Consider the following 21,326-nt stretch of genomic DNA (forward strand, 5'->3'; position numbering starts at 1 on the left):
TCGCGCGGCCGCCCTGTTCTCAAGCAGTTCTCAATGACATGTGACGGCGCCGCACCGGGCCGTCACGCGTTTTCCAGCATTTCGATGCGCTGCGCGATGTCTTCGTCGGCGCGCGCAATGAACATCAGTTGCCGCACGGCTTCGGCGGCCGGTTGCCAGGCCTGGCTCTCGAGCCAGTCGCCCAACTTGGCGAGCCGCACGCGACGATCCTCGCGCAACGATTTGGCAAGGGTTTCCAGAGCGCCGATATTGCGCGCGTCCACGGCGTCGTCGATGGCTTCGCGCCACTCCATCTGCTGCATCAGGAAATCGGGGGCCATCGCGGTGTTGTTCTCCGCGCCCACATCGATGCCCTGCAGCGTGAGCAGATACGTCGCGCGTTGCAGCGGGTCGCGCAGCGTGCGGTAGGCGGCGTTCGCCTGCGCGGCCCATTGCATGGCCACGCGGCGTTCGGCATCGCTCGCACTCGCGAATCGATCTGGATGCACGCGCGATTGCACGGCTCGGTAGGCCGCGTCGAGCGCGTCTGCGTCGAGCGCAAAGCGCTGCGGCAGATCGAACAGCGTGAAGTAGTTGTCAGTCAATGCACTCATCGCGCACTCATCATCCATCCAGGGCGCCCATGCGAGGGGACGTCGCGCCATGCGCGCCATGCCACCCACCGTCGGCCCGTAAAAAAAGCGGCTCGCGCCGCCTCGTTGCCTACGCTGCCGCTTCGGCGCCGAACCGTCCGACGGTCCGGCGACCTATTTCGCTGCCATGGCGACCGCCGCCAGGCGAGGCGCACCGCCTCACGCGTCGGGCGGCTCGCCGCGCTCACATTTGCGGCAGCGCAACCGGCTACCGAGCATCGCGTCGCGGCCTGCCGCGCTTTGCGTCCATGTCCGGATCTGCCACGGGGGAAGATGCCGGACATGTTGCCCATGCCCGCACGCCAGACGCGCGACCCATTGGCCTTCGTCGTCCTGCCGGAACCCGACGATCTCGCGCAACGGCGCAGTGTCAGATCCGGAACGACTCGCCGCAGCCGCACTCATCCTTGACGTTCGGATTGTTGAAGCGAAACCCTTCGTTCAAGCCTTCGCGCGCGAAGTCCAGCTCGGTGCCATCGATATACGGCAGACTCTTCGGATCGACGATCACCTTCACGCCGTGGCTCTCGAAGACCGTGTCCTCGCCCGCCACGTCGTCGGCGTATTCCAGCTTGTAGGCCAGGCCCGAGCAGCCGGTCGTCTTCACGCCCAGCCGCAGGCCCACGCCCTTGCCGCGCCGCGTCAGATAACGCGAAACGTGCTGCGCGGCCTTCTCGGTCAATGTAATGGCCATGGTTGCCTGATTCCTTTATCCGTCGTGCCGCTTACGCAGCCTTGGCCGGCTCGGCCGTCTGGCCGTGCTTCTGCTTGTAGTCGGCCACGGCCGCCTTGATGGCGTCTTCGGCCAGAATCGAGCAGTGAATCTTCACCGGCGGCAGCGCCAGCTCCTGCGCGATCTGGGTGTTCTTGATATCGAGCGCCTGATCGAGCGTCTTGCCCTTGACCCACTCGGTGACCAGCGACGACGACGCAATCGCCGAGCCGCAGCCGTAGGTCTTGAACTTGGCGTCTTCGATCACGCCGGCTTCGTTCACGCGAATCTGCAGCTTCATCACGTCGCCGCACGCCGGTGCGCCGACCATGCCCGTGCCGACGGCGTCATCGCCCTTTTCGAACGAACCGACGTTGCGCGGGTTTTCGTAGTGATCCAGAACTTCCTTGCTGTAAGACATGGCTAACTCCTTGAATGCTCAGTGTGCGGCCCACTGGATCGAATTCAGATCGACCCCGTCCTTGTACATTTCCCACAGCGGCGACAGATCGCGCAGCTTGCCGATCTTGGCCTTGAGCAGATCGACCACATAGTCGACTTCCTGCTCGGTCGTAAAGCGACCCACCGTGAAGCGAATCGAGCTGTGCGCCAGTTCGTCGTTGCGACCCAGCGCACGCAACACGTACGACGGCTCCAGCGAGGCCGACGTGCACGCCGAACCCGACGACACCGCAACGTCCTTGATCGCCATGATCAGCGACTCGCCTTCGACAAAATTGAAGCTGATGTTCAGGTTGTGCGGCACACGCTTTTCCATGTCGCCGTTCACATACACTTCTTCCATTTCCGTCAGACCGCGCAGCAGACGATCGCGCAGCATGCGCACGCGCTCGTTCTCCGTCGCCATCTCTTCACGCGCCAGACGGAACGCCTCGCCCATGCCCACGATCTGGTGCGTGGCGAGCGTGCCCGAACGCATGCCGCGTTCGTGACCGCCGCCGTGAATCTGTGCCTCGATGCGCACACGCGGCTTGCGACGCACGTACAGCGCGCCGATGCCCTTCGGGCCATACGTCTTGTGCGCCGAGAACGACATCAGGTCGACCTTCAGCTTGGCCAGGTCGATGGGCATCTTGCCCGTGGCCTGTGCGGCGTCGACGTGGAAGATGATGCCCTTCTCGCGGCAGATCTCTCCGAGCGTCTCGATGTCCTGGATGACGCCGATTTCGTTGTTCACCGCCATGATCGACACGAGAATCGTGTCCGGACGCAGCGCGGCCTTGAAGACGTCGAGATCGAGCAGACCGTCGTCCTTGACATCCAGATACGTGACTTCGAAGCCTTCGCGCTCCAGCTCGCGCGTTGTGTCGAGCACGGCCTTGTGTTCGGTCTTCACCGTGACGAGGTGCTTGCCCTTGCCTTGGTAGAAGTGCGCCGCGCCCTTGATGGCGAGGTTGTTCGACTCGGTGGCGCCCGACGTCCAGACGATCTCGCGCGGATCGGCGTTCACCAGCTTGGCGACTTCCTCGCGTGCCTCTTCCACGGCCTGCTCGGCGGCCCAGCCGAACGAGTGGCTGCGCGATGCCGGGTTGCCGAACTGCTCGCGCAGGTACGGCAACATCTTGTCCACGACGCGCGGGTCAATCGGCGTCGTGGCGCTGTAATCCATGTAAATGGGGAGGTTGAGGGTGTCGTTTTTCATGGGTGCTCCAGGATCGTGCCGTGGCGCCAGTTAAGAACGGGCCATATCGAAGACCGAATTGGGAATGCGCGTGGCAATGGTCTGGCTGGGTGTGCCGGACTCGCGCGTGTCGTGCAGCACGGCCTGTTGGGCCTGCTTGCTGCGCTGCTGCTCGACGAGGTCGCGCAGCGAAACCGAATCGAGATACTCGACCATCTTCTGGTTGAGCGTTGCCCACAGCTCGTGCGTCATGCAGTGGCCGCGATGGCCGTCCTGGCCCTTCTCGCAATTGCCCTTGCTGCCGCACTGCGTGGCGTCGAGCGGTTCGTCGACCGCGATGATGATGTCCGCGACCGTCACCTCTTCCGCGCGACGCGCCAGACTGTATCCGCCGCCCGGCCCACGCACGCTCTCCACGATCTCGTGGCGGCGCAGCTTGCCGAACAACTGTTCCAGGTAAGAGAGGGAAATCCGTTGACGCTGACTAATGCCCGCAAGCGTCACGGGACCCGCGTCCTGGCGCATGGCCAGGTCGATCATCGCCGTGACGGCGAAACGGCCTTTCGTGGTAAGTCTCATGAGGATGCAGGGGATTAATCTCGACTATTTTCGTCAAGTATAAATTCCCTACGAAATCAGTCAAGTACTTCTGGCCCATTTTTTGCAAAAGTTCCGTCGCCCATTTGGGAAATTTGCTAATTTTCGGGACGCGCGTTCGCCTGGGGGGCGCGCAGGGGGAACAGCAGCACCAGCGGATTGCATAGCACGGCGCGCCAGAGGGCACGGTAAATGTGCCGGCGGTCGCCCATTGGCAGGGGACGCGATCTGAGCGCCATGTGGAATGCTAACGCGAAACTCACACCGACGTTGAGCAGCGCCATCGACCCGACACCGGCAACGGCCAGCCAGAGCGCCGGATCGCGCAGCACCGGCATGCCCAGCACGCCGATCGACGTCGCGATCGCGCCGGTCGACAACGTGACGTGGCGCACCTCGAACGGCAGCGCGAACGCCGTCAGCACCGCCGGCACGAGACCCAGCATGAAGCCGAGCGTCAGATTCCCGAGCACCGGGGCAATGTGACGGCGGCACGCGTCTGCCAGCCGCGCCGCCCCGTTCCGTCCGAAGACGAAGCGCAGTCGTCGGTTGTAGGCCAGCACATCCCCGATGCCGTGCAGCGCAAACCAATTGTCGGCCCAGCCTGAAATCAGACTGGAGAACCACAACAGCACCGCCGTCATGGCCGCGAACAGCGGCGTGATACCCAATATCGAGAACGAACTCAGCGTCGCATGGGCTTTTTCGGGCGGAATCGTGTTCATGCCAAGCGCCGCCGACACCGTCCATTGCACCAGCAGGCAGAACGGGAACACCACCGCCAGGTTGCCGAAGATAGCGGCCGCTTGCGTACGCACGAGAGCGATGACCTCGCCCACGAAGGCGTCCATACCGGCGGGCGTGTCGACATCGTCGAGCTTGCGGGCGATGGCCGGCGCGGTCATGGCCGGCTGCTTGGTCGCGAGCGTGAAATGGCAGAAGTGCATGAACAGGAAGCAGAGCGCGTAGTTGGCCCCGGCGAGGAAGCCTTCGACGACCGTCGGCAGGTGCGCGCTCGCAATCAGGAACTTGACGTAGACAGTCACCACCGTCACCAGACCGCCGCCGCACGCCATCTTCAGCATGGTGAAGTACTCGCTGCGATTGCGGGCGATGTAATGCTCGCCCGTCTCGGCGCTGCGCTCGACGACCTTGCGCGCCAACAGCCCGAACGACGTGCGCGCCAATTCGCCCACGCTCTGGCTCGCCCGGTTCGCGCGCACCAGATCGGCGAGGAGTTGCACCCGCGCGACGGCGCGATCGCCGCTCTCGCCGTGCGTGAGCCAGGCTTCGAGCAGACGCTCGAGCCGACGGATCCGCGCCTTGGTGCGTTCGACCTGAAACACGATGTCCACGCTCACGCCGTTTTCGTCCAGATGGGCATAGACCTGACGCGCCGCGCGCGCGCAGTCGTCGATCAGCGCGCGGAACACGTTGATCTGCTGCACGAAGTGCTGCGACGGCGGCGCGCCATGGGCGAACGCCTGCCCAGCCGATTCGAGCGCCTGCATGGCGCGTCCGATCTGGTAGAACGGCGATTCGGTGGCGCGCGGATACGCCAGGCGCGAGCGCACCGCCTGCGACAGACCGGTCGACCCAATCTGGTCGACGAGGTGGTGCATCGCGACGAGCAAGTCCTCGCCGAAAGGGTTCCAGTCGGTGTTGTCATCATCGTCCTCGCCTTCATGCAAGAGCGCGATGAGGTCGGCCAGCAATGCCGGCGGCATGGCGGCGATCCAGTCGGCGGCGTCGCCATCGGGAAACATCAGCGAGCACAGTGCCGAGAGATCGCGCCGCGTCGGCGGTGGTGGAATCAGCGCCTTCTCAACGCGCTCGACCAGCGCCCCCCAAAACCCCGGGCGCACCGGCATGCCGGTATCGCACAGCAGCGAAATGGCGTCGCTCTCGGCAACGACGCTGCGCAGCGTGCGCGCCACAGGGAGTCGCCATGCGGGGTTTCGCTCGAGCATCTGCAGCAGATAGCGCAGCCGCGTGTGCGGGCGATAGCGCGCCGCCTCCCCTTCCCCGCGCGCCTCGTTGACGAGGGCGCCGCGCTTTTGCACCCAGTGCGCCAATTCGATCAGCCATTGGTTGCGGACCGCCAGCGGCGCAGACGGATCGGCGTGCGCAAGCAGTTCGTCGAGCTGATGACCGGCGTGACGCGAGGCACGCCATTTACGCCAGTACGAAGTGAGCGAAGTGAGCATCGATGGGAGACGAGGTGAAGGGGGAGGAGAAAAGCACAGTACTACAGGACAGACCGCGCAACGCAACGTCGCCGACGCTCAGAGGTGCGTTTCCAGATGGGCGAGCAGGCCGTCGAGCCCGTCTTCGATGTAGTCGAGCACCGTCTCGAAGCCCTTTGCACCGCCGTAATACGGATCAGGCACTTCGGTGGCGTCGTGCCGCGTGGCAAAGTCCATCAGACGCACGATCTTGTGACGATACTCAGCCGGACAGCGTGCCACGAGTTCGGCGACGTTGGCGTTGTCCATCGCCACGATCCATTCGAAGCGCACGAAGTCATCGGCATCGACGCGGCGCGCACGCAGTGCGCTCAGGTCATAGCCTCGCCGCTCGGCAGCGGCCTGCGTGCGTTCGTCGGGCGCGTGACCGAGGTGATAACTGTGCGTGCCCGCCGAATCGACGGCGATCACGTCGGTGAGCCCAGCGGTGGCCAGCCGGTGACGAAAGATGCCGTCGGCGCTGGGGGAGCGGCAAATGTTGCCCATGCAGACGAAGAGAACGGAGGTCGTTTTCATGCCTTCGGCCCCAACTCCGCCTCGCTCGCCCCATCGGTGCCGAAGACCAGTGCCTTGACGTGCAACAACTGGTCGCGCGCCTTGGCGGCCTTCTCGAACTCCAGGTTGCGCGCATGCTCCTGCATCTGCTTTTCGAGCTTCTTGATCTCGCGCGCCAACTGCTTTTCCGACATGTCCTGGTAGTGCGCCTGCTCCTTGGCTTCGGCCAGTTCCGCCTTGGCGTCCTGCGGGTCGTAGACACCGTCGATGATGTCCTTGATGCGCTTCTTCACCCCCTGCGGCACGATGCCGTGTGCCTCGTTGTGCGCCATCTGCTTGGCACGGCGACGCTCCGTCTCCCCGATCGCGCGCGTCATCGAATCGGTCATCTTGTCGCCATAGAGGATGGCCGTTCCATTAACGTTACGCGCCGCCCGCCCGATCGTCTGAATCAATGACCGCTCGGAACGCAGGAACCCCTCCTTGTCCGCATCGAGAATCGCCACCAGCGACACCTCCGGAATATCCAGCCCCTCGCGCAGCAAGTTGATCCCGACCAGCACGTCGAACGCGCCCAGACGCAAATCGCGAATGATCTCCACGCGCTCGACCGTATCGATGTCGCTGTGCAGATAGCGAACCTTCACCCCGTTATCCGACAGATAATCGGTGAGCTGCTCTGACATGCGCTTGGTGAGCGTGGTCACGAGCACGCGCTCGCCCACGGCCACGCGCTTGTTGATCTCACTCAGCACATCGTCGACCTGTGTCTGCGCCGGACGCACGATGATGATCGGGTCGATCAAGCCGGTCGGACGCACCACCTGCTCCACCACCTGCCCGGTGCGCTTTGCCTCGTAATCGGCCGGGGTCGCCGACACGAAGATGGCCTGACGCATCTTGCGCTCATATTCGGCAAACTTGAGCGGACGGTTGTCGAGCGCCGACGGCAGCCGGAAGCCGTAGTTGACGAGGTTCTCCTTGCGCGCCCGGTCGCCGTTGTACATGCCGTTGAACTGCCCGATGAGGACGTGCGATTCGTCGAGGAACATCAACGCATCGGGCGGCAGGTAGTCGACGAGGGTCGGCGGCGGCTCGCCCGGCGCCGCACCGGACAGATGCCTCGAATAGTTCTCGATGCCCTTGCAAAAGCCCAGCTCCTGCAACATCTCCAGATCGAAACGGGTGCGCTGCTCAAGGCGCTGCGCCTCGACCAGCTTGCCTTCCTTGTAGAAGAAGTCGAGGCGCTCGCGCAGTTCGTCCTTGATCGTCTCGATGGCGCGCAGCACCGTATCGCGCGGCGTCACGTAGTGAGAGGACGGGTACACCGTGAAGCGCGGCACTTTCTGCCGCACGCGTCCCGTGAGCGGATCGAACAGTTGCAGCGTATCGACTTCGTCGTCGAACAGGTCGACGCGCAACGCCAGTTCGGCGTGCTCCGCCGGGAAGATGTCGATGGTGTCGCCGCGCACTCGGAACGTGCCGCGACCGAAGTCGGTCTCGTTGCGGGTGTACTGCATGGCGATCAGGCGCGCGATGATCTCGCGCTGCCCCAGCTTGTCGCCCTGCCGAATCGTCAGAATCATCCGATGGTATTCGCTCGGATTGCCGATACCGTAAATCGCCGAGACCGTCGCCACGATGACCACGTCGCGCCGCTCCAGCAGGCTCTTCGTTGCCGAGAGACGCATCTGCTCGATGTGTTCGTTGACGGACGAATCCTTCTCAATGAAGAGATCGCGCTGCGGAACGTAGGCTTCCGGCTGGTAATAGTCGTAGTACGAGACGAAGTACTCCACCGCATTTCGCGGGAAGAACTCGCGGAATTCCGAGTAGAGCTGCGCGGCGAGGGTCTTGTTCGGTGCGAACACAATGGCCGGCCGCCCAAGCCGCGCCAAGACGTTCGCCATGGTGAACGTCTTGCCGGAGCCGGTGACGCCGAGCAAGGTCTGGAAGGCGAGCCCGTCCTCCACGCCCTCGGTCAACTGAGCGATAGCCGCCGGCTGATCGCCGGCCGCGGCAAATGGGCAGTAGAGCTGATAAGGCGAATCCGGAAACGTCAGGAACTTGCTTTCGTCGAGATCGTTGTCTGCCGCAGGAGTCATGGCGAGGGCGCAAGCGTGAGGGACGTAATCCGGCATTTTAGCGCGTCGGACGATTCCCTGAGGCCCATGGGTGACAACCGATCTGTCTGCGGCGCGAGGCCGGGCCGACGATGTCGCCCCCTGACCCATGGCACGTCAATGTCGTCAATTTCTGGCAATACGTGGCAGTTTTCGTGTCAAAGGGAGGCGATTTCGCGCGCGCACGCCTGTGTTTCCCACAAGCGTGGGGAATCTTCGTTAAAATGTCGCGTTGAGCTGATCGCGCGTCTGATACCGCCGACCCGCCGCGTTTTCCTACTACCTGCCTCGAGCCGTCGAAATGACCCTGTTCTCCGCTGTCGAACTCGCCCCGCGCGACCCCATCCTTGGCCTGAACGAAGCCTACAACGCCGATCACCGCACCGAGAAGGTGAACCTGGGCGTGGGCGTGTATTTCAATGCGGAAGGCAAGCTCCCCCTGCTCAAGGCCGTGAAGGCCGCCGAAGAACAACGCGTGGCCGCCGGTCTGCCGCGCGGCTACCTGCCGATCGAAGGCATTGCCGCCTACGACAAGGCCGTGCAGGAAATGCTGTTCGGCAAGGAATCGCCCGTGCTGGCCGAAGGCCGCGTGGTTACCGCGCAAGCCCTGGGCGGCACCGGCGCCCTCAAGATCGGCGCTGACTTCCTCAAGCAACTGAACCCGAATGCCACCGTCGCCATCAGCGATCCGAGCTGGGAAAACCACCGCGCGCTGTTCAGCCAAGCCGGCTTCAACGTCGTCTCGTACCCGTACTACGACGCCGACTCGCATGGCGTGAACCTGGCGGGCATGCTCGACATGCTCGGCAAGGAACCCGAAGGCACCATCGTCGTACTGCACGCCTGCTGTCACAACCCGACCGGCGTCGACCTGTCGATGGACCAGTGGGCGCAAGTCGTCGAGATCGTGAAGGCTCGCAAACTGGTGCCGTTCCTCGACATCGCCTATCAAGGTTTCGGTGACGGCATCGATGCCGACGCCGCCGTGGTGCGCCTGTTCGCCTCCACCGGCCTGGACTTCTTCGTTTCCAGCTCGTTCTCGAAGTCGTTCTCGCTGTATGGCGAACGCGTGGGTGCCCTGTCGATCGTGACGGGCAGCAAGGACGAATCGGCCCGTGTGCTCTCGCAACTCAAGCGCGTGATCCGCACCAACTACTCGAACCCGCCGACGCATGGCGGCTCGGTCGTCGCCGCCGTGCTGGGCAGCCCCGAGCTGCGCGCGCTGTGGGAAGAGGAACTGGCCGAAATGCGTGAGCGCATCCGCGCGATGCGTCTCGCCCTGGTCGAGAAGCTGCGTGCGCATGGCGTGGAACGCGATTTCTCGTTCGTGATCAAACAACGCGGCATGTTCTCGTACTCGGGCCTCACCGCCGACCAGGTCGAACGCCTGCGTGAAGAGTTCGGCATCTATGCCGTGAGCACGGGCCGTATCTGCGTGGCCGCGCTCAACGACAAGAACATCGACCGCGTCGCCTCGGCCATCGCCCAAGTGCTGCGCTAAGCCCATCGGGCATCGTCGAAGTCGAAGCCCGCCACCCGGCGGGCTTTTTTTGCACTCCAATTTGTTGCAGCGCAGCAACGATAATTGAAAACAATTGTCAAATAATCAAAAACTATCGCAATGATGCAGAAATGCCATATATCAGGGTTATGCTGCGTTGCACAGCCGCGATAAACGGTTGCATAATTCGCTCACCATCCGCCTCTGGGCACACAACATGCTGTATCAGATTCACGAATACAACCGTGCGTGGTTGAACCCCCTGACCACCTGGGCCAAGGCAGCGGCGACCACGTTCGTCAATCCGGGCAGCCCGTTGGCCATGATGCCGGGCGCGCCCCGCATCGCCGCGGGATACGAGTTGCTCTACCGGCTCGGCAAGGATTACGAAAAGCCCGAATTCAATATCAAGGCCGTCGAAGTCGGCGGTCACAATATTCCGGTCGTGGAAGTCACCGCGATGGAAAAGCCGTTCTGCCGCCTGCTGCGCTTCAAGCGGTACGCCGACGACGCCAGTGCCGTCGGGCAGCTCAAGGACGACCCGGTCGTGCTCGTGGTCGCGCCGCTCTCCGGCCACCACGCCACGCTGCTGCGCGACACCGTCAAAACGCTGCTCAAGGACCATAAGGTCTACATCACCGACTGGATCGATGCGCGCATGGTGCCGCTCGAAGCCGGCGCGTTCCATCTTGACGACTACGTCGCGTACATCCAGGCGTTCATTCGCCACATCGGCGCGGAGAACCTGCACGTCATTTCGGTGTGCCAACCCACCGTGCCGGTGCTCGGCGCCATCTCGCTCATGGCATCGAACGGCGAAACGACGCCCAAGACCATGACGATGATGGGCGGCCCGATCGACGCGAGCAAGAGTCCGACGTCGGTCAACTCGCTGGCGACGAACAAGTCGTACGAGTGGTTCGAGAATCACGTGATCCATCCGGTGCCCGCCAATTATCCGGGCTCGGGCCGGCTGGTCTATCCGGGCTTCCTTCAGCACGCCGGGTTCGTGGCGATGAACCCTGACCGTCACCTGACGTCGCACTGGGATTTCTATCTGGACCTGGTACGCGGCGACAACGACGACGCCGACTCGCATCGTCGCTTCTACGACGAGTACAACGCGGTGCTCGACATGGCTGCCGAGTACTATCTCGACACGATCAAGACCGTTTTCCAGGACTTCAGCCTCGCGCGCGGTACGTGGGACGTGGCTGGCCAGCGGGTTCGTCCGCAAGACATCAAGACCACGGCGCTCTTCACCATCGAAGGCGAGCTGGACGACATTTCGGGCAGCGGACAGACCCAGGCTGCGCATGAGCTGTGCATCGGCATCCCCGCCAAACGGCGGGCGCATTTTACCGCCCCGGCTTGCGGCCATTACGGCATTTTCTCGGGCAGTCGTTGGCGCAACGTGATTTATCCGCAGATTCGCGACTTCATCGCCAAGCACGCCTGAACCGTCACCGGTTCGCCGAGCGGCCATGACAAAACCGCCGCGGGGCTTCGGCCCTCGCGGCGGTTTTGTTTTGACGAGCCTACGGCAAGCGCCACATGCTCAATCGGTCATCGCGTACGCAATGAATCCAGCAGCATTTGCGTATTGAAGGACGAATACGACGTGCGCGCGTCGCCGGCCATGAAATCACGCCCCATCACGATGGACAGCGTGTGGCGGTTCGACATCACGTAGTAGCCCATCGCCGAGATCGTCACGTACAGATCGACCGGATCGACGCCCGGCCGGATTTCGCCGCTGGCTTCGCCGCGCTTGAGCGTCTGCGCGAGCAGCTCGACAATCGGTGAGACCTGTTGGCGAATCTCGGTCGACTGACGCATCGACTTCGCGTCGTGCAGATTCTCGTTGTTGATGAGCCGAATCAGTTCCGGATGGTCGGCGTAATAGTCCCACACGAAGTGGGCCAGTTCGGCCACGGCATCGAGCGGCGCCAGCACATCCAGCCTGAGCGCGTGTTCGGCGCGGTTGAACTCGCCATAGACTTCCTCGAGCACCGCCAGATAGAGCTGGTCCTTGTTGCCGAAGTAGTAATACAACATGCGCTCGTTGATGTCGGCTCGGCGTGCAATGCTGTCCACGCGCGCACCGCTAGAACCCCGCTCCGCAAACTCCTCGATCGCCGCAGCAAGAATGCGCTGACGCGTGCGTTCGGGGTCGCGTTTGATCTTGGTTTGAGGTGTAGTCATGATCGGCCGGTCGTTCTCATCGGGCGGAATTATGGCACATCGGTTTCAGTGTTTCCGGAAAATGCAGGATAATTCGACTTTCCGCCGAATCCCCCTCAAACGACGTGTCCGAAGTTAGCGCGCTCGCGCAGCGCATCGATGCCCTTTTGCCCCAGACGCAGTGCACCAAGTGCGGTTACGCCGGGTGCCGCCCGTATGCCGATGCCATCGCCAGCGGTCAGGCCAGCTACAACCAGTGCCCGCCCGGCGGCGCCGAGGGCGTGGCGCGTCTGGCCAAGCTGCTGGATCGCCCCATCATCGCGCTGAATCCGGACAACGGCGCAGAGCGTCCCCGGCCGCGCGCGGTCATCGACGAATCGCTGTGTATCGGTTGCACGCTCTGCCTGCAGGCCTGCCCGGTCGACGCCATCGTCGGCGCCGCCAAACTGATGCACACCGTGATCGAGGACCGTTGCACCGGCTGCGACCTCTGCGTGCCGCCCTGCCCCGTCGACTGCATCGACATGGTGCCGGTCACCGGCGAGCGCACCGGCTGGGACGCCTGGTCGCAAACGCAAGCCGACGACGCGCGCTCGCATTTCGAGGTGAATCAGGCCCGTCTCGCGAAGGATCGGGCGGCGCGGGAAGCGCGGCTGGCCGCGCGCGCGGCGCGGGTTGCTCCCGCAGCGCCCGGCACGCCTTTGGCGCCCGCCTCCGGGCAAGAGGTGTCGCCGGTAGCGCAAACGGGCGACGTGGCGCCGGCGCCGTCCCCCGTAGCCGATGAAGCCGCTGCGGCGGCGGCTCGCAAGCAGGCCATCATTCAAGCGGCTTTGGCGCGCGCGAGAGAGAAAAAGGCCGCGCTGGCGGCCGAAGGCCTCGCGCCGAAGAACACCACGCACGTTTCGGCCGCCGTGCAGGCACAGATCGACGAAGCGGAAGCCCGTCGCAAACGCCTGGGCCTCAGCCCAGACGACGATGCGGCCCCCTCGGGGGCCGACAGCACCCCGCAAAAGGTCTAGGCGGGCAGCCGCACACACCGTCACCTGATAACAAGACAGACGCTCCAACCCACGCGCCACCCGCCATGAACGACGCCAAACGACGCGCCCTGTTCGAAACGTTGCAGCAATTGAATCCGCACCCGACGACGGAGCTGGAGTACACGTCGCCATTCGAGTTGTTGATCGCCGTGCTGCTTTCGGCCCAGGCGACCGACGTCTCCGTCAACAAGGCCACACGCAAGCTCTACGCGGTGGCGAACACCCCGGCGAAGATGCTTGCGCTGGGCGAGGCCGGGGTTGCCGATTACATCAAGACAATCGGGCTGTACCGCACCAAGGCCAAGAACGTCATCGCCACCTGCCAGTTGCTGCTCGACGCGCACGGCGGCGAAGTGCCCCGCTCGCGCGAAGCCCTCGAAACGCTGCCGGGCGTCGGTCGCAAGACGGCCAATGTGGTGCTCAATACCGCGTTTGGCGAAGACACCATTGCCGTCGATACGCACATCTTCCGCGTGGCGAACCGCACGGGTCTCGCACCTGGCAAGGATCCGCTGGCCGTGGAGCTGGCGCTGGAGCGCGTCATCCCGCGCGAGTTCAAGCACGATGCCCACCACTGGCTCATTTTGCACGGCCGCTATGTGTGCAAGGCGCGCAAGCCGGAATGCTGGCATTGCGCCATCGAGCCGTTGTGCGACTTCCGTCCCAAGACGCCCGCGCCGAAGGGCTGACCGGCTCTTCCCCGGCAACGCCGTCGCAATCGACGCAGACGACACAAACGACAACGGGCGGTCCCGACATCGGGACCGCCCGTTTGTTCTGTACGCGCCGAAAATGCGCGCGGCGCGCGACAAATCCTGCTTAGATGATGCGCGCCGCCTCGTCGAACGACAAGCGCGGATTGCGCGGGAACAGCTTGCCGTGATCGCCGTAGCCCAGATTGCAGATGAAATTCACACGCCACTCGGTACCGCCGAAGAAGGTGTCGTTGACCTTCTGTGCGTCGAAACCGGCCATCGGGCCGCAGTCGAGGCCCAGCGCGCGGGCGGCGAGGATGAAGTAGCCGCCTTGCAGCGAACTGTTCATGTGCGCGGCACCGGCAGCCTTGGCGGAGTCGCCCGAGAACATCGGCACCATCTTGTCGGCCCCGTTCGGGAACAGCTTGGGCAGGTGCTCGTAGAACTTCAGGTCGTACGCGATGATGGCCGTCACGGGCGCCGTGCGGGTCTTGTCCACGTTGCCCGGCGCCATGCATTCAAGCAGCTTGTTCTTCGCTTCCGGGCTCTTCACGAAGACCACGCGCGCGGGCGTGGTGTTGGCCGACGTCGGGCCCCATTTGACGAGGTCGTACAGCTCACGCAGCGTTTCATCGCTGACCGTTCTGTCGAGCCACACATTGTGCGTGCGGGCATCGGTGAATAGTTGGGCGATGGCTTCTTTGGCGATGATGCTCATGACAATGGACCTCGGTAGATGAGTGGCGAATGACCGGCGATTGTACCGTTGCCGCGCGACACGCGCTGACGTGGCAAAAATGCCCGCGACATCAGGGGGATGCGGCGGCGCCACGCGCCGACAGCCAGACCACGCCCGCCAGAATCAGCACGCCGCCGCCCAGTTGTGCCGCCGTGAGCGTTTCGCCCAGCAGCATGGCCGCGAGCAGCACCGTGACGACCGGCTCCAGCGTCGAGAGCATGGAGGCGCGTCCCGCCCCCAGTCGTTGCAAACCAGCGAAGAAGGTCAGAATGGCGACGACCGTCGAACACACGGCAATGGCCGCGAGCGCCGCCCAGCCCCCGGCGCCTGCGGGCCATTTCAGCGGCAGCCCTTGCGTGGTTCGCACCGCCGCCATCGCCCCGAAGGAAACGGTGGCCGCCAGGCAGACGAGCGTTGCCGTGGCGCGGGCATCGACACCGCGTGTCAACCGCGCGCCGATCACGATGTAGCCCGAATAGATCAACGCCGCCGCCACGGCCAGCGCCATGCCCAGCGGCTGCCCCTGCCCACCCCCGACGGTGAGCGCCGTGCCCAGCGAGCAGAGCGCGAGCGCGCCGAGCGTCACGGGCGTGAGGCGTTCATGGAGGAAAATGGCCGCCAAAATCGTCACAAAGACCGGGTAGAGATAGAGCAGCAGCGCAACGAGCGACGCCTGCGCATATTGCAGTGCGCCGAAATAGCAAAGCGACTGGCCGACGTAGCCGATGCCGCCCATCAGCGCAATGCCGAGCGCCTGACGGCGCGACGGGAAGCGCACCCGCTGCAACCGACACCAGGCCAGCAGCAGGACCGCGGCGACGAAAAAGCGAAACAGCAGCATCGCGAAGATGTCCGCGCCGGACGCCGCCGCGGCCCGCGCGAAGATGGCCATGGCGCCGAACGCGGACGCCGACACGGCGATCAGCGCGACGCCGGTCCAGGCCGAGGGACGGGGGGCCTGCGGCATGACGGCGGCGTTGCCGGTGGGCGCGTGCGCGCGAGGGCTTTGCGACATGACTGGATAAATTGAGCGACAATACGGCGAGATTTTCAGGCGTTGGCGGCGCGTTTCCCCTGCGCCTGGCACGATGCACGGCAGCGATCGATCCGCCATTGTAGTCAAGGGGCGGCGCGCCGCAAGCGGCGACATCAGAACCCCACGGAGTCCCCATGTTCAATCCGAGCCGCGATGAAGTCCGGCAATTCTTCTGCACCACCTGGCAAAAGCAGCGCAGCGGCAGCATTCTCACGCCGCTCGAGACCATGGCCGCCGACTGGATCCAAGCCCATCCCGAGTATCACGACGCGCTGTCCGACACCGAAGACGCCAACGAGCGCGACTACTCACCCGAGGCCGGGCAGACCAACCCGTTCCTGCATCTGTCGATGCACCTGGCGATCAGCGAGCAGGTCTCGATCGACCAGCCGCCGGGCATTCGTGCCGCCTACGAGAAACTGAGCCAACGGCTCGATTCGCCCCATGAGGCGCAGCACCGCATCATGGAGTGCCTGGGACAAACGCTCTGGGAAGCCCAACGCAGCGGCCAGCCGCCCGACTCGGACGCCTACCTGCAGCGTATCGAGCAGCAAGCGTCGCGCTGAGCGCTGACGACGACGGTCCCCCTGAGGGTCACCGTCGTGCCTGATGCCGATGCCGGATATCGCGGCCGGACCGCTTACTTCTTCGTGACGAGATCGCCGGGCAGCGATTCGACATAGGCCGAAATATCACGCAACTCCTGCGAGGTGAACGGACGCGGCTTGCCGTCCTTACCGACCGTGGCGGGATTGGACATGACCTGCGTCTTCATGATCGCATTGCTGCGACCGTAAATCAGGCTGGTTTCGTTCTGATACGCCCGCAGCGCGTTATAAACGTAGTCTGCGTACTGACCAGCCAGCTTCGGGTACTCGGGGCTGATCGGCGCGTTCAGATTGGCGCCGTGGCAGCTCACGCACATGCCTTTCTCGACGAGCGCGCGTCCATTGGCGACGTTGCCGGCGGCAAACGCCGAGCCGACCCCACCCGCGAGCACGGCGCCGAGCGCCAGGGATGCCGCCGCTGCGGCCTTTACCATCGAATGCTTCATCGTGTTCTCCTCAGCCACGCACGTTTTACTTCTGGGGATTGACCGGCGTCGACGCCGTCTGCGCCGCGTAGTAGGCGGCAATGTCGACGATGTCCTGCTCGGTCAACGTGGCTGCGATGCCATGCATCGTCTGGAACTTGCGGTCGCCCTTGGCGTACTCCTTCAGGGCGTTTTCAAGGTACTTCGCATTCTGTCCGCCGAGCCGGGGCACGTGATAGACCTCGGGAAACGCGGTGCGATAGTCGGGAATGCCGTGACAGCCAATACACATGGCGACCTTGTCCTTCGCCGCGTCGAGATTGGGCTTGAGATCGGCCGCATGCGCCGCGCCGAGCGACATGAACGACGTGCTGCCGAGCGCCAGCGCCATCATCGTGAGGAACTTTTTCATGGTCTTCTTGGGAACGTTTTTGGTTGGAATACCGGCCCGCAACACGCAGGGCGACGGCCCGACTCCAAGGCCACCGTCCTGTGAAAAAAGCAATCGATTGTAACCCACAGCCTTCGGTCCGCAAACTCGGGGCTGACCCGCACAGTTCTCCGAAGTTTTCCCGCAAGCCTTTGATGTCACAGCCAATTTCCACTGCCCGAGCGAGCCGTATGCGCAATGTCTTATACTGAACTTTTTCCCTGCCCGGCCGGTAGGCCGGCTGTTTGCGGACGGCTCAGACAATGCGCTTCGAAGGCTCTTCCCAGTACGTCGCGACCGACGACCTCAAGCTCGCCGTGAACGCGGCGGCCACGCTGCAACGACCGCTGCTCATCAAGGGCGAACCCGGCACCGGCAAGACAATGCTCGCGGAGGAAGTCGCCGCCGCGCTCGACATGCCGCTGCTGCAATGGCACGTGAAGTCCACCACCAAGGCCCAGCAAGGCCTTTACGAATACGACGCCGTCTCGCGACTGCGCGATTCGCAGCTGGGCGACGAGCGGGTGCGCGATATCGCCAACTACATCGTCAAGGGCGTGCTCTGGCAGGCCTTCGAGGCCGACCAGCCCGTCGTGCTGCTGATCGACGAAATCGACAAGGCCGACATCGAATTCCCCAACGATCTGCTGCGCGAACTCGACCGCATGGAGTTCTATGTGTACGAGACGCGCCAGCTCGTGAAGGCACGCCACCGCCCGCTGGTCATCATCACGTCGAACAACGAAAAGGAGCTGCCCGACGCTTTCCTGCGCCGCTGCTTCTTCCACTACATCAAGTTCCCCGAGCCGTCGACGATGCAGTCGATCATCGACGTGCATTTCCCGAACATTCGCCGCGAGCTGGTGAACGCCGCGATGGCGACCTTCTTCGAGGTACGCGATATTCCCGGACTCAAGAAGAAGCCGTCGACCTCGGAGCTGATCGACTGGCTCAAGCTGCTGATGGCCGAGGAGATCGGCCCGGAAGCACTGCGCAGCGCCGACAACAAGCTCGCAATTCCGCCGCTGGCCGGCGCCCTGCTCAAGAACGAACAGGACATGCACCTGTTCGAGCGCCTCGTTTTCATGAATCGCGCCAATCGGTAAGCGCGCCGCCGTTATGCTGATCGACTTCTTCTATACCTTGCGCGCGGCGAAGCTGCCGGTCTCGGTCAAGGAATACCTGACGCTGCTCGAAGCGCTGCAGCGTCAGGTCATCGCGCCCTCGCTCGACGAGTTCTACTATCTGGCGCGTCTATCGCTCATCAAGGACGAGAAGCACTACGACAAGTTCGATCAGGCCTTCGGTGCGTACTTCAAAGGCGTGCAACACATCGTCGACGCCTCGGGCGAGGTGCCGCTCGAATGGCTCAAGAAGCGCATGCAACGCGAATTGTCGCCCGAAGACAAGGCGCGCATTCAGGCGTTGGGCGGGATCGACAAGCTCATGGAGCGCCTGAAGCAACTGTTCGACGAGCAGAAAGGCCGCCACGAAGGCGGCAACAAGTGGATCGGCACCGGCGGCACCTCGCCGTTCGGCAATGGCGGCTTCAACCCCGAAGGCATCCGCATCGGCGGCGAGAGCAACGGCAATCGCACGGCGGTGAAGGTGTGGGACCAGCGCACTTACCGCGACTACGACGACGCCGTCGAACTCGGCACGCGCAACATCAAGGTGGCGTTGCGGCGTCTGCGCAAGTTCGCGCGCGAGGGGGCCGCGGAGGAGCTGGACCTCGACGACACCATTCGCTCGACGGCGGCCAACGCCGGCTGGCTCGACCTGAAGCTCGTGCCGGAGCGTCATAACAACGTGAAGGTGTTGATGCTGCTCGACGTGGGCGGTTCGATGGACGACCACATCGCGCGTACCGAAGAGCTGTTCTCCGCGGCGAAGTCCGAATTCAAGCATCTTGAGTTCTACTACTTCCACAACTGCGTCTACGACTATTTGTGGCGGCAGAACCGACGCCGCCACAACGAACGCTTCGACACATGGGACGTGCTGCGCAAATACCCGCCCGACTACAAACTGATCTTCGTGGGCGACGCGACGATGAGTCCGTACGAAGTGCTGCAGGCGGGCGGCTCGGTCGAGTACAACAACGCGGAAGCCGGGGCGGTGTGGCTACGCCGCTTCATCGACCGCTACCCGCGTCACGCCTGGCTCAATCCGGAGCCCGAGGCGATATGGCAATATCGCCAGTCGATCTCGGTCATTCGTCAGCTATTCGCGGGCCGCATGTATCCGATCACGCTCGCCGGACTGGAGTCGGCCATGCGCGCGCTGAGCAAGTAAGGCTCGCCGCCCGGCGTCGCAGGGCGCGGCAAGGCAACGCACCAACAACGTAACAAGAACCCAGAGACCGCTTCCCATCATGACGTCCAGCACGACTCCCCTGCCACCGCTCCGGCCGTTGGCGGACACGTCGCCGTCGGCCATCGTCGCCGGCTTCGTTGCCATGATGACGGGCTACACCAGCTCGCTCGTCCTGATGTTCCAGGCCGGACAGGCCGCCCATCTCACCCCCGCGCAGATTTCGTCGTGGATCTGGGCGCTCTCCATCGGCATGGGCGTGACGACCATCGGGCTATCGCTGCGCTATCGCACGCCGGTGGTCGTGGCGTGGTCCACGCCGGGCGCCGCGCTACTGATTACTTCGCTACCGGGCGTGCCCTATGGCGAGGCCATCGGCGCGTTCATCGTCTGCAATGCCCTCATCGCCCTGTGTGGGCTGACCGGGGGCTTCGAGACGATCATGCGTCGGGTGCCGCCCGCGCTGGCGTCTGCGCTACTCGCGGGGATCCTGTTTCGCATCGGGCTGGAGATCTTCGTCGCGGCGCAGCACCAGACGGCGCTCGTGCTTGCGATGTTCTTCACGTATCTCGTCGTCAAGCGCTTTGCGTCGCGTTACGCCATTCTGCTGGCGCTGATCGTAGGCACTTCGGTCGCGGGCGGCGCAGGCTTGCTCGATTTCAGCCACTTCCACATCGCGCTTGCGAAGCCCGTGTGGACTACGCCCTCGTTCTCGCTGTCGGCCACGATCAGCATCGCGATCCCGTTGTTCGTGGTGGCGATGGCCTCGCAAAATGTGCCCGGGCTCGCCGTGCTGCGTGCCGACGGTTACACCGTGCCGGCCTCTCCCCTCATTTCGACGACGGGGATCGCCTCGGTGCTGCTCGCGCCGTTCGGCTCGCACGGTATCCATCTGGCGGCCATCACGGCAGCCATCTGCACCGGACGCGAAGCCCACGAGGACCCGGCCAAGCGTTACACGGCCGCCGTATGGTCCGGCGCGTTCTATCTGATCGCGGGCACGTTCGGGGCGACCATCGCCGCCTTGTTCGCGGCGTTTCCGAAGGCCCTCGTGGTCTCGATTGCCGCGCTCGCCCTGTTCGGCTCGATCATGAACGGCCTGGCCAACGCCATGCACGACATGCGCCAGCGCGAAGCGGCGCTCATCACGTTCATGGTGACGGCGTCGGGCCTGACGCTGTTGTCCATCGGCTCGGCGTTCTGGGGCCTGATCGCAGGCGTGCTGACGCTGACGATCCTGCAATGGCGACGTGCGTGAGCGTTGTGTGAAGCCGCGCGGGCCGGAGTGATACCATTCGGCCCGCAACATTTTTCGAACGCAACGTAACCGCAGGAGCCGCACCCCCATGGCAATGATCGAACCGACCCCTGTCTTCAAGGACAACCTCGCACAGATGGCCGCCGTCGGCAGCATCGAGCGCATCGCGCGCATTGCGCTACGCGACGGCACGGGCGCAGTCGTGGCGACCATCGAGAACGCACCGGGCAAGCAAGGCTCGCTCGCCGTGTACCACTATCTGAAGCAGGCCTTTGGCACGCTTGACGCCAAAGCGGCCGAGCACGGGCTGGCGGTCTTCGGCGAACACACGGCGGATGCGCGCAATCGTCCGGGCGCGCACCCGAACGTCGACCGCCTGCTGGCGATCGTGGCCGGCGGCGAGGCGCTGAGCATCGAGGAAGTCGCAGCCTGAGAAGGCCACGTCCGTCGCGCGCAATGAAAAGCCAGCTGCGAAGACTTATACCTTAACCATACATAGTTCGTGATTGAGTAACGCAGCGCCCTTGGTTTGTAGGGCTTCCTGGGCAGACCAGCTTTCGATGTATGGATACATCCCAATACATCCTTTCTCTAGGCGCCGACGGCAACGTCGGCGCCTTTTTTCATTGCGCCATAAGATGTGTTCAGCG

At 63.8% G+C, this 21,326-nt stretch carries 23 protein-coding genes; 9 read left to right on the top strand and 14 right to left on the bottom strand.

The genetic code is table 11. The features are described from left to right. Positions 1 to 62: 62 nt before the first annotated feature. The 9 genes from hscB to uvrB all read right to left on the bottom strand — a co-directional run bounded on the left by hscB (position 63) and on the right by uvrB (position 8,429). A complete protein-coding gene (hscB, locus tag BGP02_RS16005) occupies positions 63 to 593 on the bottom strand; it encodes a Fe-S protein assembly co-chaperone HscB (RefSeq protein ID WP_017234966.1) in 531 nt (176 codons plus the stop codon). Positions 594 to 791: 198 nt separating this feature from the next. After that, positions 792 to 1,037: a DUF3565 domain-containing protein gene (locus tag BGP02_RS16010; protein ID WP_150563069.1), complete on the bottom strand. Its 246-nt coding sequence runs from the start codon at positions 1,035 to 1,037 to the stop codon at positions 792 to 794. Further along, complete coding sequence (gene iscA, locus BGP02_RS16015; RefSeq protein WP_017234965.1) at positions 1,003 to 1,326, bottom strand: iron-sulfur cluster assembly protein IscA; 324 nt, start codon at positions 1,324 to 1,326, stop codon at positions 1,003 to 1,005. The genes BGP02_RS16010 and iscA overlap by 35 nt, the downstream gene beginning before the upstream one ends. Positions 1,327 to 1,357: 31 nt before the next feature. Next, positions 1,358 to 1,765, bottom strand: coding sequence for a Fe-S cluster assembly scaffold IscU (iscU, locus tag BGP02_RS16020; RefSeq protein WP_017234964.1), 408 nt, complete (start codon positions 1,763 to 1,765; stop codon positions 1,358 to 1,360). 18 nt (positions 1,766 to 1,783) lie between these two features. Next, the gene (locus tag BGP02_RS16025) at positions 1,784 to 3,007 is read right to left on the bottom strand and encodes an IscS subfamily cysteine desulfurase (protein ID WP_017234963.1); all 1,224 of its coding nucleotides are present in this window, start codon (positions 3,005 to 3,007) and stop codon (positions 1,784 to 1,786) included. A 30-nt stretch (positions 3,008 to 3,037) separates the two neighbouring features. After that, complete coding sequence (gene iscR, locus BGP02_RS16030; protein WP_017234962.1) at positions 3,038 to 3,565, bottom strand: Fe-S cluster assembly transcriptional regulator IscR; 528 nt, start codon at positions 3,563 to 3,565, stop codon at positions 3,038 to 3,040. A gap of 116 nt (positions 3,566 to 3,681) precedes the next feature. Further along, positions 3,682 to 5,790 (bottom strand): site-specific recombinase, encoded by a 2,109-nt coding sequence (locus BGP02_RS16035; RefSeq protein WP_286798833.1) that lies wholly within the window; start codon positions 5,788 to 5,790, stop codon positions 3,682 to 3,684. Between the two features lie 78 nt (positions 5,791 to 5,868). Next, positions 5,869 to 6,345, bottom strand: coding sequence for a low molecular weight protein-tyrosine-phosphatase (locus BGP02_RS16040; RefSeq protein ID WP_261938789.1), 477 nt, complete (start codon positions 6,343 to 6,345; stop codon positions 5,869 to 5,871). Beyond that, positions 6,342 to 8,429: an excinuclease ABC subunit UvrB gene (uvrB, locus tag BGP02_RS16045; RefSeq protein WP_261938790.1), complete on the bottom strand. Its 2,088-nt coding sequence runs from the start codon at positions 8,427 to 8,429 to the stop codon at positions 6,342 to 6,344. The genes BGP02_RS16040 and uvrB overlap by 4 nt, the downstream gene beginning before the upstream one ends. A gap of 319 nt (positions 8,430 to 8,748) precedes the next feature. On the opposite strand from uvrB, the gene BGP02_RS16050 reads away from it, so the two are divergent. Both BGP02_RS16050 and BGP02_RS16055 read left to right on the top strand, forming a co-directional pair. Then, on the top strand, positions 8,749 to 9,948 hold the full coding sequence (locus BGP02_RS16050; protein WP_261938791.1) for an amino acid aminotransferase: 1,200 nt from the start codon (positions 8,749 to 8,751) through the stop codon (positions 9,946 to 9,948). Between the two features lie 217 nt (positions 9,949 to 10,165). Next, positions 10,166 to 11,407 carry a polyhydroxyalkanoate depolymerase gene (locus BGP02_RS16055; protein WP_051060260.1) on the top strand — a complete coding sequence of 414 codons (1,242 nt, stop codon included), beginning with the start codon at positions 10,166 to 10,168 and terminating at the stop codon, positions 11,405 to 11,407. A gap of 107 nt (positions 11,408 to 11,514) precedes the next feature. Here BGP02_RS16055 and BGP02_RS16060 read toward each other — a convergent pair whose 3' ends face one another. After that, positions 11,515 to 12,153 carry a TetR/AcrR family transcriptional regulator gene (locus BGP02_RS16060; protein WP_017234934.1) on the bottom strand — a complete coding sequence of 213 codons (639 nt, stop codon included), beginning with the start codon at positions 12,151 to 12,153 and terminating at the stop codon, positions 11,515 to 11,517. A gap of 104 nt (positions 12,154 to 12,257) precedes the next feature. Here BGP02_RS16060 and rsxB point away from each other — a divergent pair, with 104 nt between their 5' ends. Together rsxB and nth are read left to right on the top strand one after the other, a co-directional pair. Next, on the top strand, positions 12,258 to 13,151 hold the full coding sequence (rsxB, locus tag BGP02_RS16065; RefSeq protein ID WP_286798834.1) for an electron transport complex subunit RsxB: 894 nt from the start codon (positions 12,258 to 12,260) through the stop codon (positions 13,149 to 13,151). A gap of 65 nt (positions 13,152 to 13,216) precedes the next feature. Continuing rightward, complete coding sequence (gene nth / locus BGP02_RS16070) at positions 13,217 to 13,861, top strand: endonuclease III (protein ID WP_017234932.1); 645 nt, start codon at positions 13,217 to 13,219, stop codon at positions 13,859 to 13,861. Positions 13,862 to 13,991: 130 nt separating this feature from the next. On the opposite strand, the gene BGP02_RS16075 is transcribed toward nth, so the two are convergent. Both BGP02_RS16075 and BGP02_RS16080 read right to left on the bottom strand, forming a co-directional pair. After that, the gene (locus BGP02_RS16075) at positions 13,992 to 14,585 is read right to left on the bottom strand and encodes a malonic semialdehyde reductase (protein WP_268567577.1); all 594 of its coding nucleotides are present in this window, start codon (positions 14,583 to 14,585) and stop codon (positions 13,992 to 13,994) included. Positions 14,586 to 14,676: 91 nt separating this feature from the next. Beyond that, a complete protein-coding gene (locus BGP02_RS16080; protein WP_286798843.1) occupies positions 14,677 to 15,573 on the bottom strand; it encodes a DMT family transporter in 897 nt (298 codons plus the stop codon). A 203-nt stretch (positions 15,574 to 15,776) separates the two neighbouring features. Between BGP02_RS16080 and BGP02_RS16085 the strand changes: the two genes are divergently transcribed. Then, entirely contained in the window at positions 15,777 to 16,208 is a 432-nt protein-coding gene (locus BGP02_RS16085; protein WP_017234930.1) for a DUF1841 family protein, read from the top strand. Positions 16,209 to 16,282: 74 nt separating this feature from the next. Here the strand turns inward: BGP02_RS16085 and BGP02_RS16090 are convergent, their stop codons facing one another. Together BGP02_RS16090 and BGP02_RS16095 are read right to left on the bottom strand one after the other, a co-directional pair. Beyond that, positions 16,283 to 16,696, bottom strand: coding sequence for a c-type cytochrome (locus BGP02_RS16090; protein WP_017234929.1), 414 nt, complete (start codon positions 16,694 to 16,696; stop codon positions 16,283 to 16,285). Between the two features lie 25 nt (positions 16,697 to 16,721). After that, positions 16,722 to 17,087, bottom strand: a complete 366-nt coding sequence (locus BGP02_RS16095; RefSeq protein WP_017234928.1) for a c-type cytochrome — start codon at positions 17,085 to 17,087, stop codon at positions 16,722 to 16,724. A 281-nt stretch (positions 17,088 to 17,368) separates the two neighbouring features. Here BGP02_RS16095 and BGP02_RS16100 point away from each other — a divergent pair, with 281 nt between their 5' ends. The 4 genes from BGP02_RS16100 (at position 17,369) to BGP02_RS16115 (ending at position 21,109) form a co-directional block, all read left to right on the top strand. Then, positions 17,369 to 18,211, top strand: a complete 843-nt coding sequence (locus BGP02_RS16100) for an AAA family ATPase (protein WP_130025543.1) — start codon at positions 17,369 to 17,371, stop codon at positions 18,209 to 18,211. 13 nt (positions 18,212 to 18,224) lie between these two features. Further along, a complete protein-coding gene (locus BGP02_RS16105) occupies positions 18,225 to 19,400 on the top strand; it encodes a vWA domain-containing protein (protein ID WP_150563072.1) in 1,176 nt (391 codons plus the stop codon). A 79-nt stretch (positions 19,401 to 19,479) separates the two neighbouring features. Beyond that, complete coding sequence (locus BGP02_RS16110; RefSeq protein WP_286798835.1) at positions 19,480 to 20,676, top strand: benzoate/H(+) symporter BenE family transporter; 1,197 nt, start codon at positions 19,480 to 19,482, stop codon at positions 20,674 to 20,676. 94 nt (positions 20,677 to 20,770) lie between these two features. Next, entirely contained in the window at positions 20,771 to 21,109 is a 339-nt protein-coding gene (locus BGP02_RS16115) for a DUF2322 family protein (RefSeq protein ID WP_286798844.1), read from the top strand. Positions 21,110 to 21,326 lie beyond the last annotated feature (217 nt).

It is taken from the genome of Pandoraea sp. 64-18, from assembly GCF_001899225.1.
GTDB lineage: Bacteria > Pseudomonadota > Gammaproteobacteria > Burkholderiales > Burkholderiaceae > Pandoraea > Pandoraea cepalis.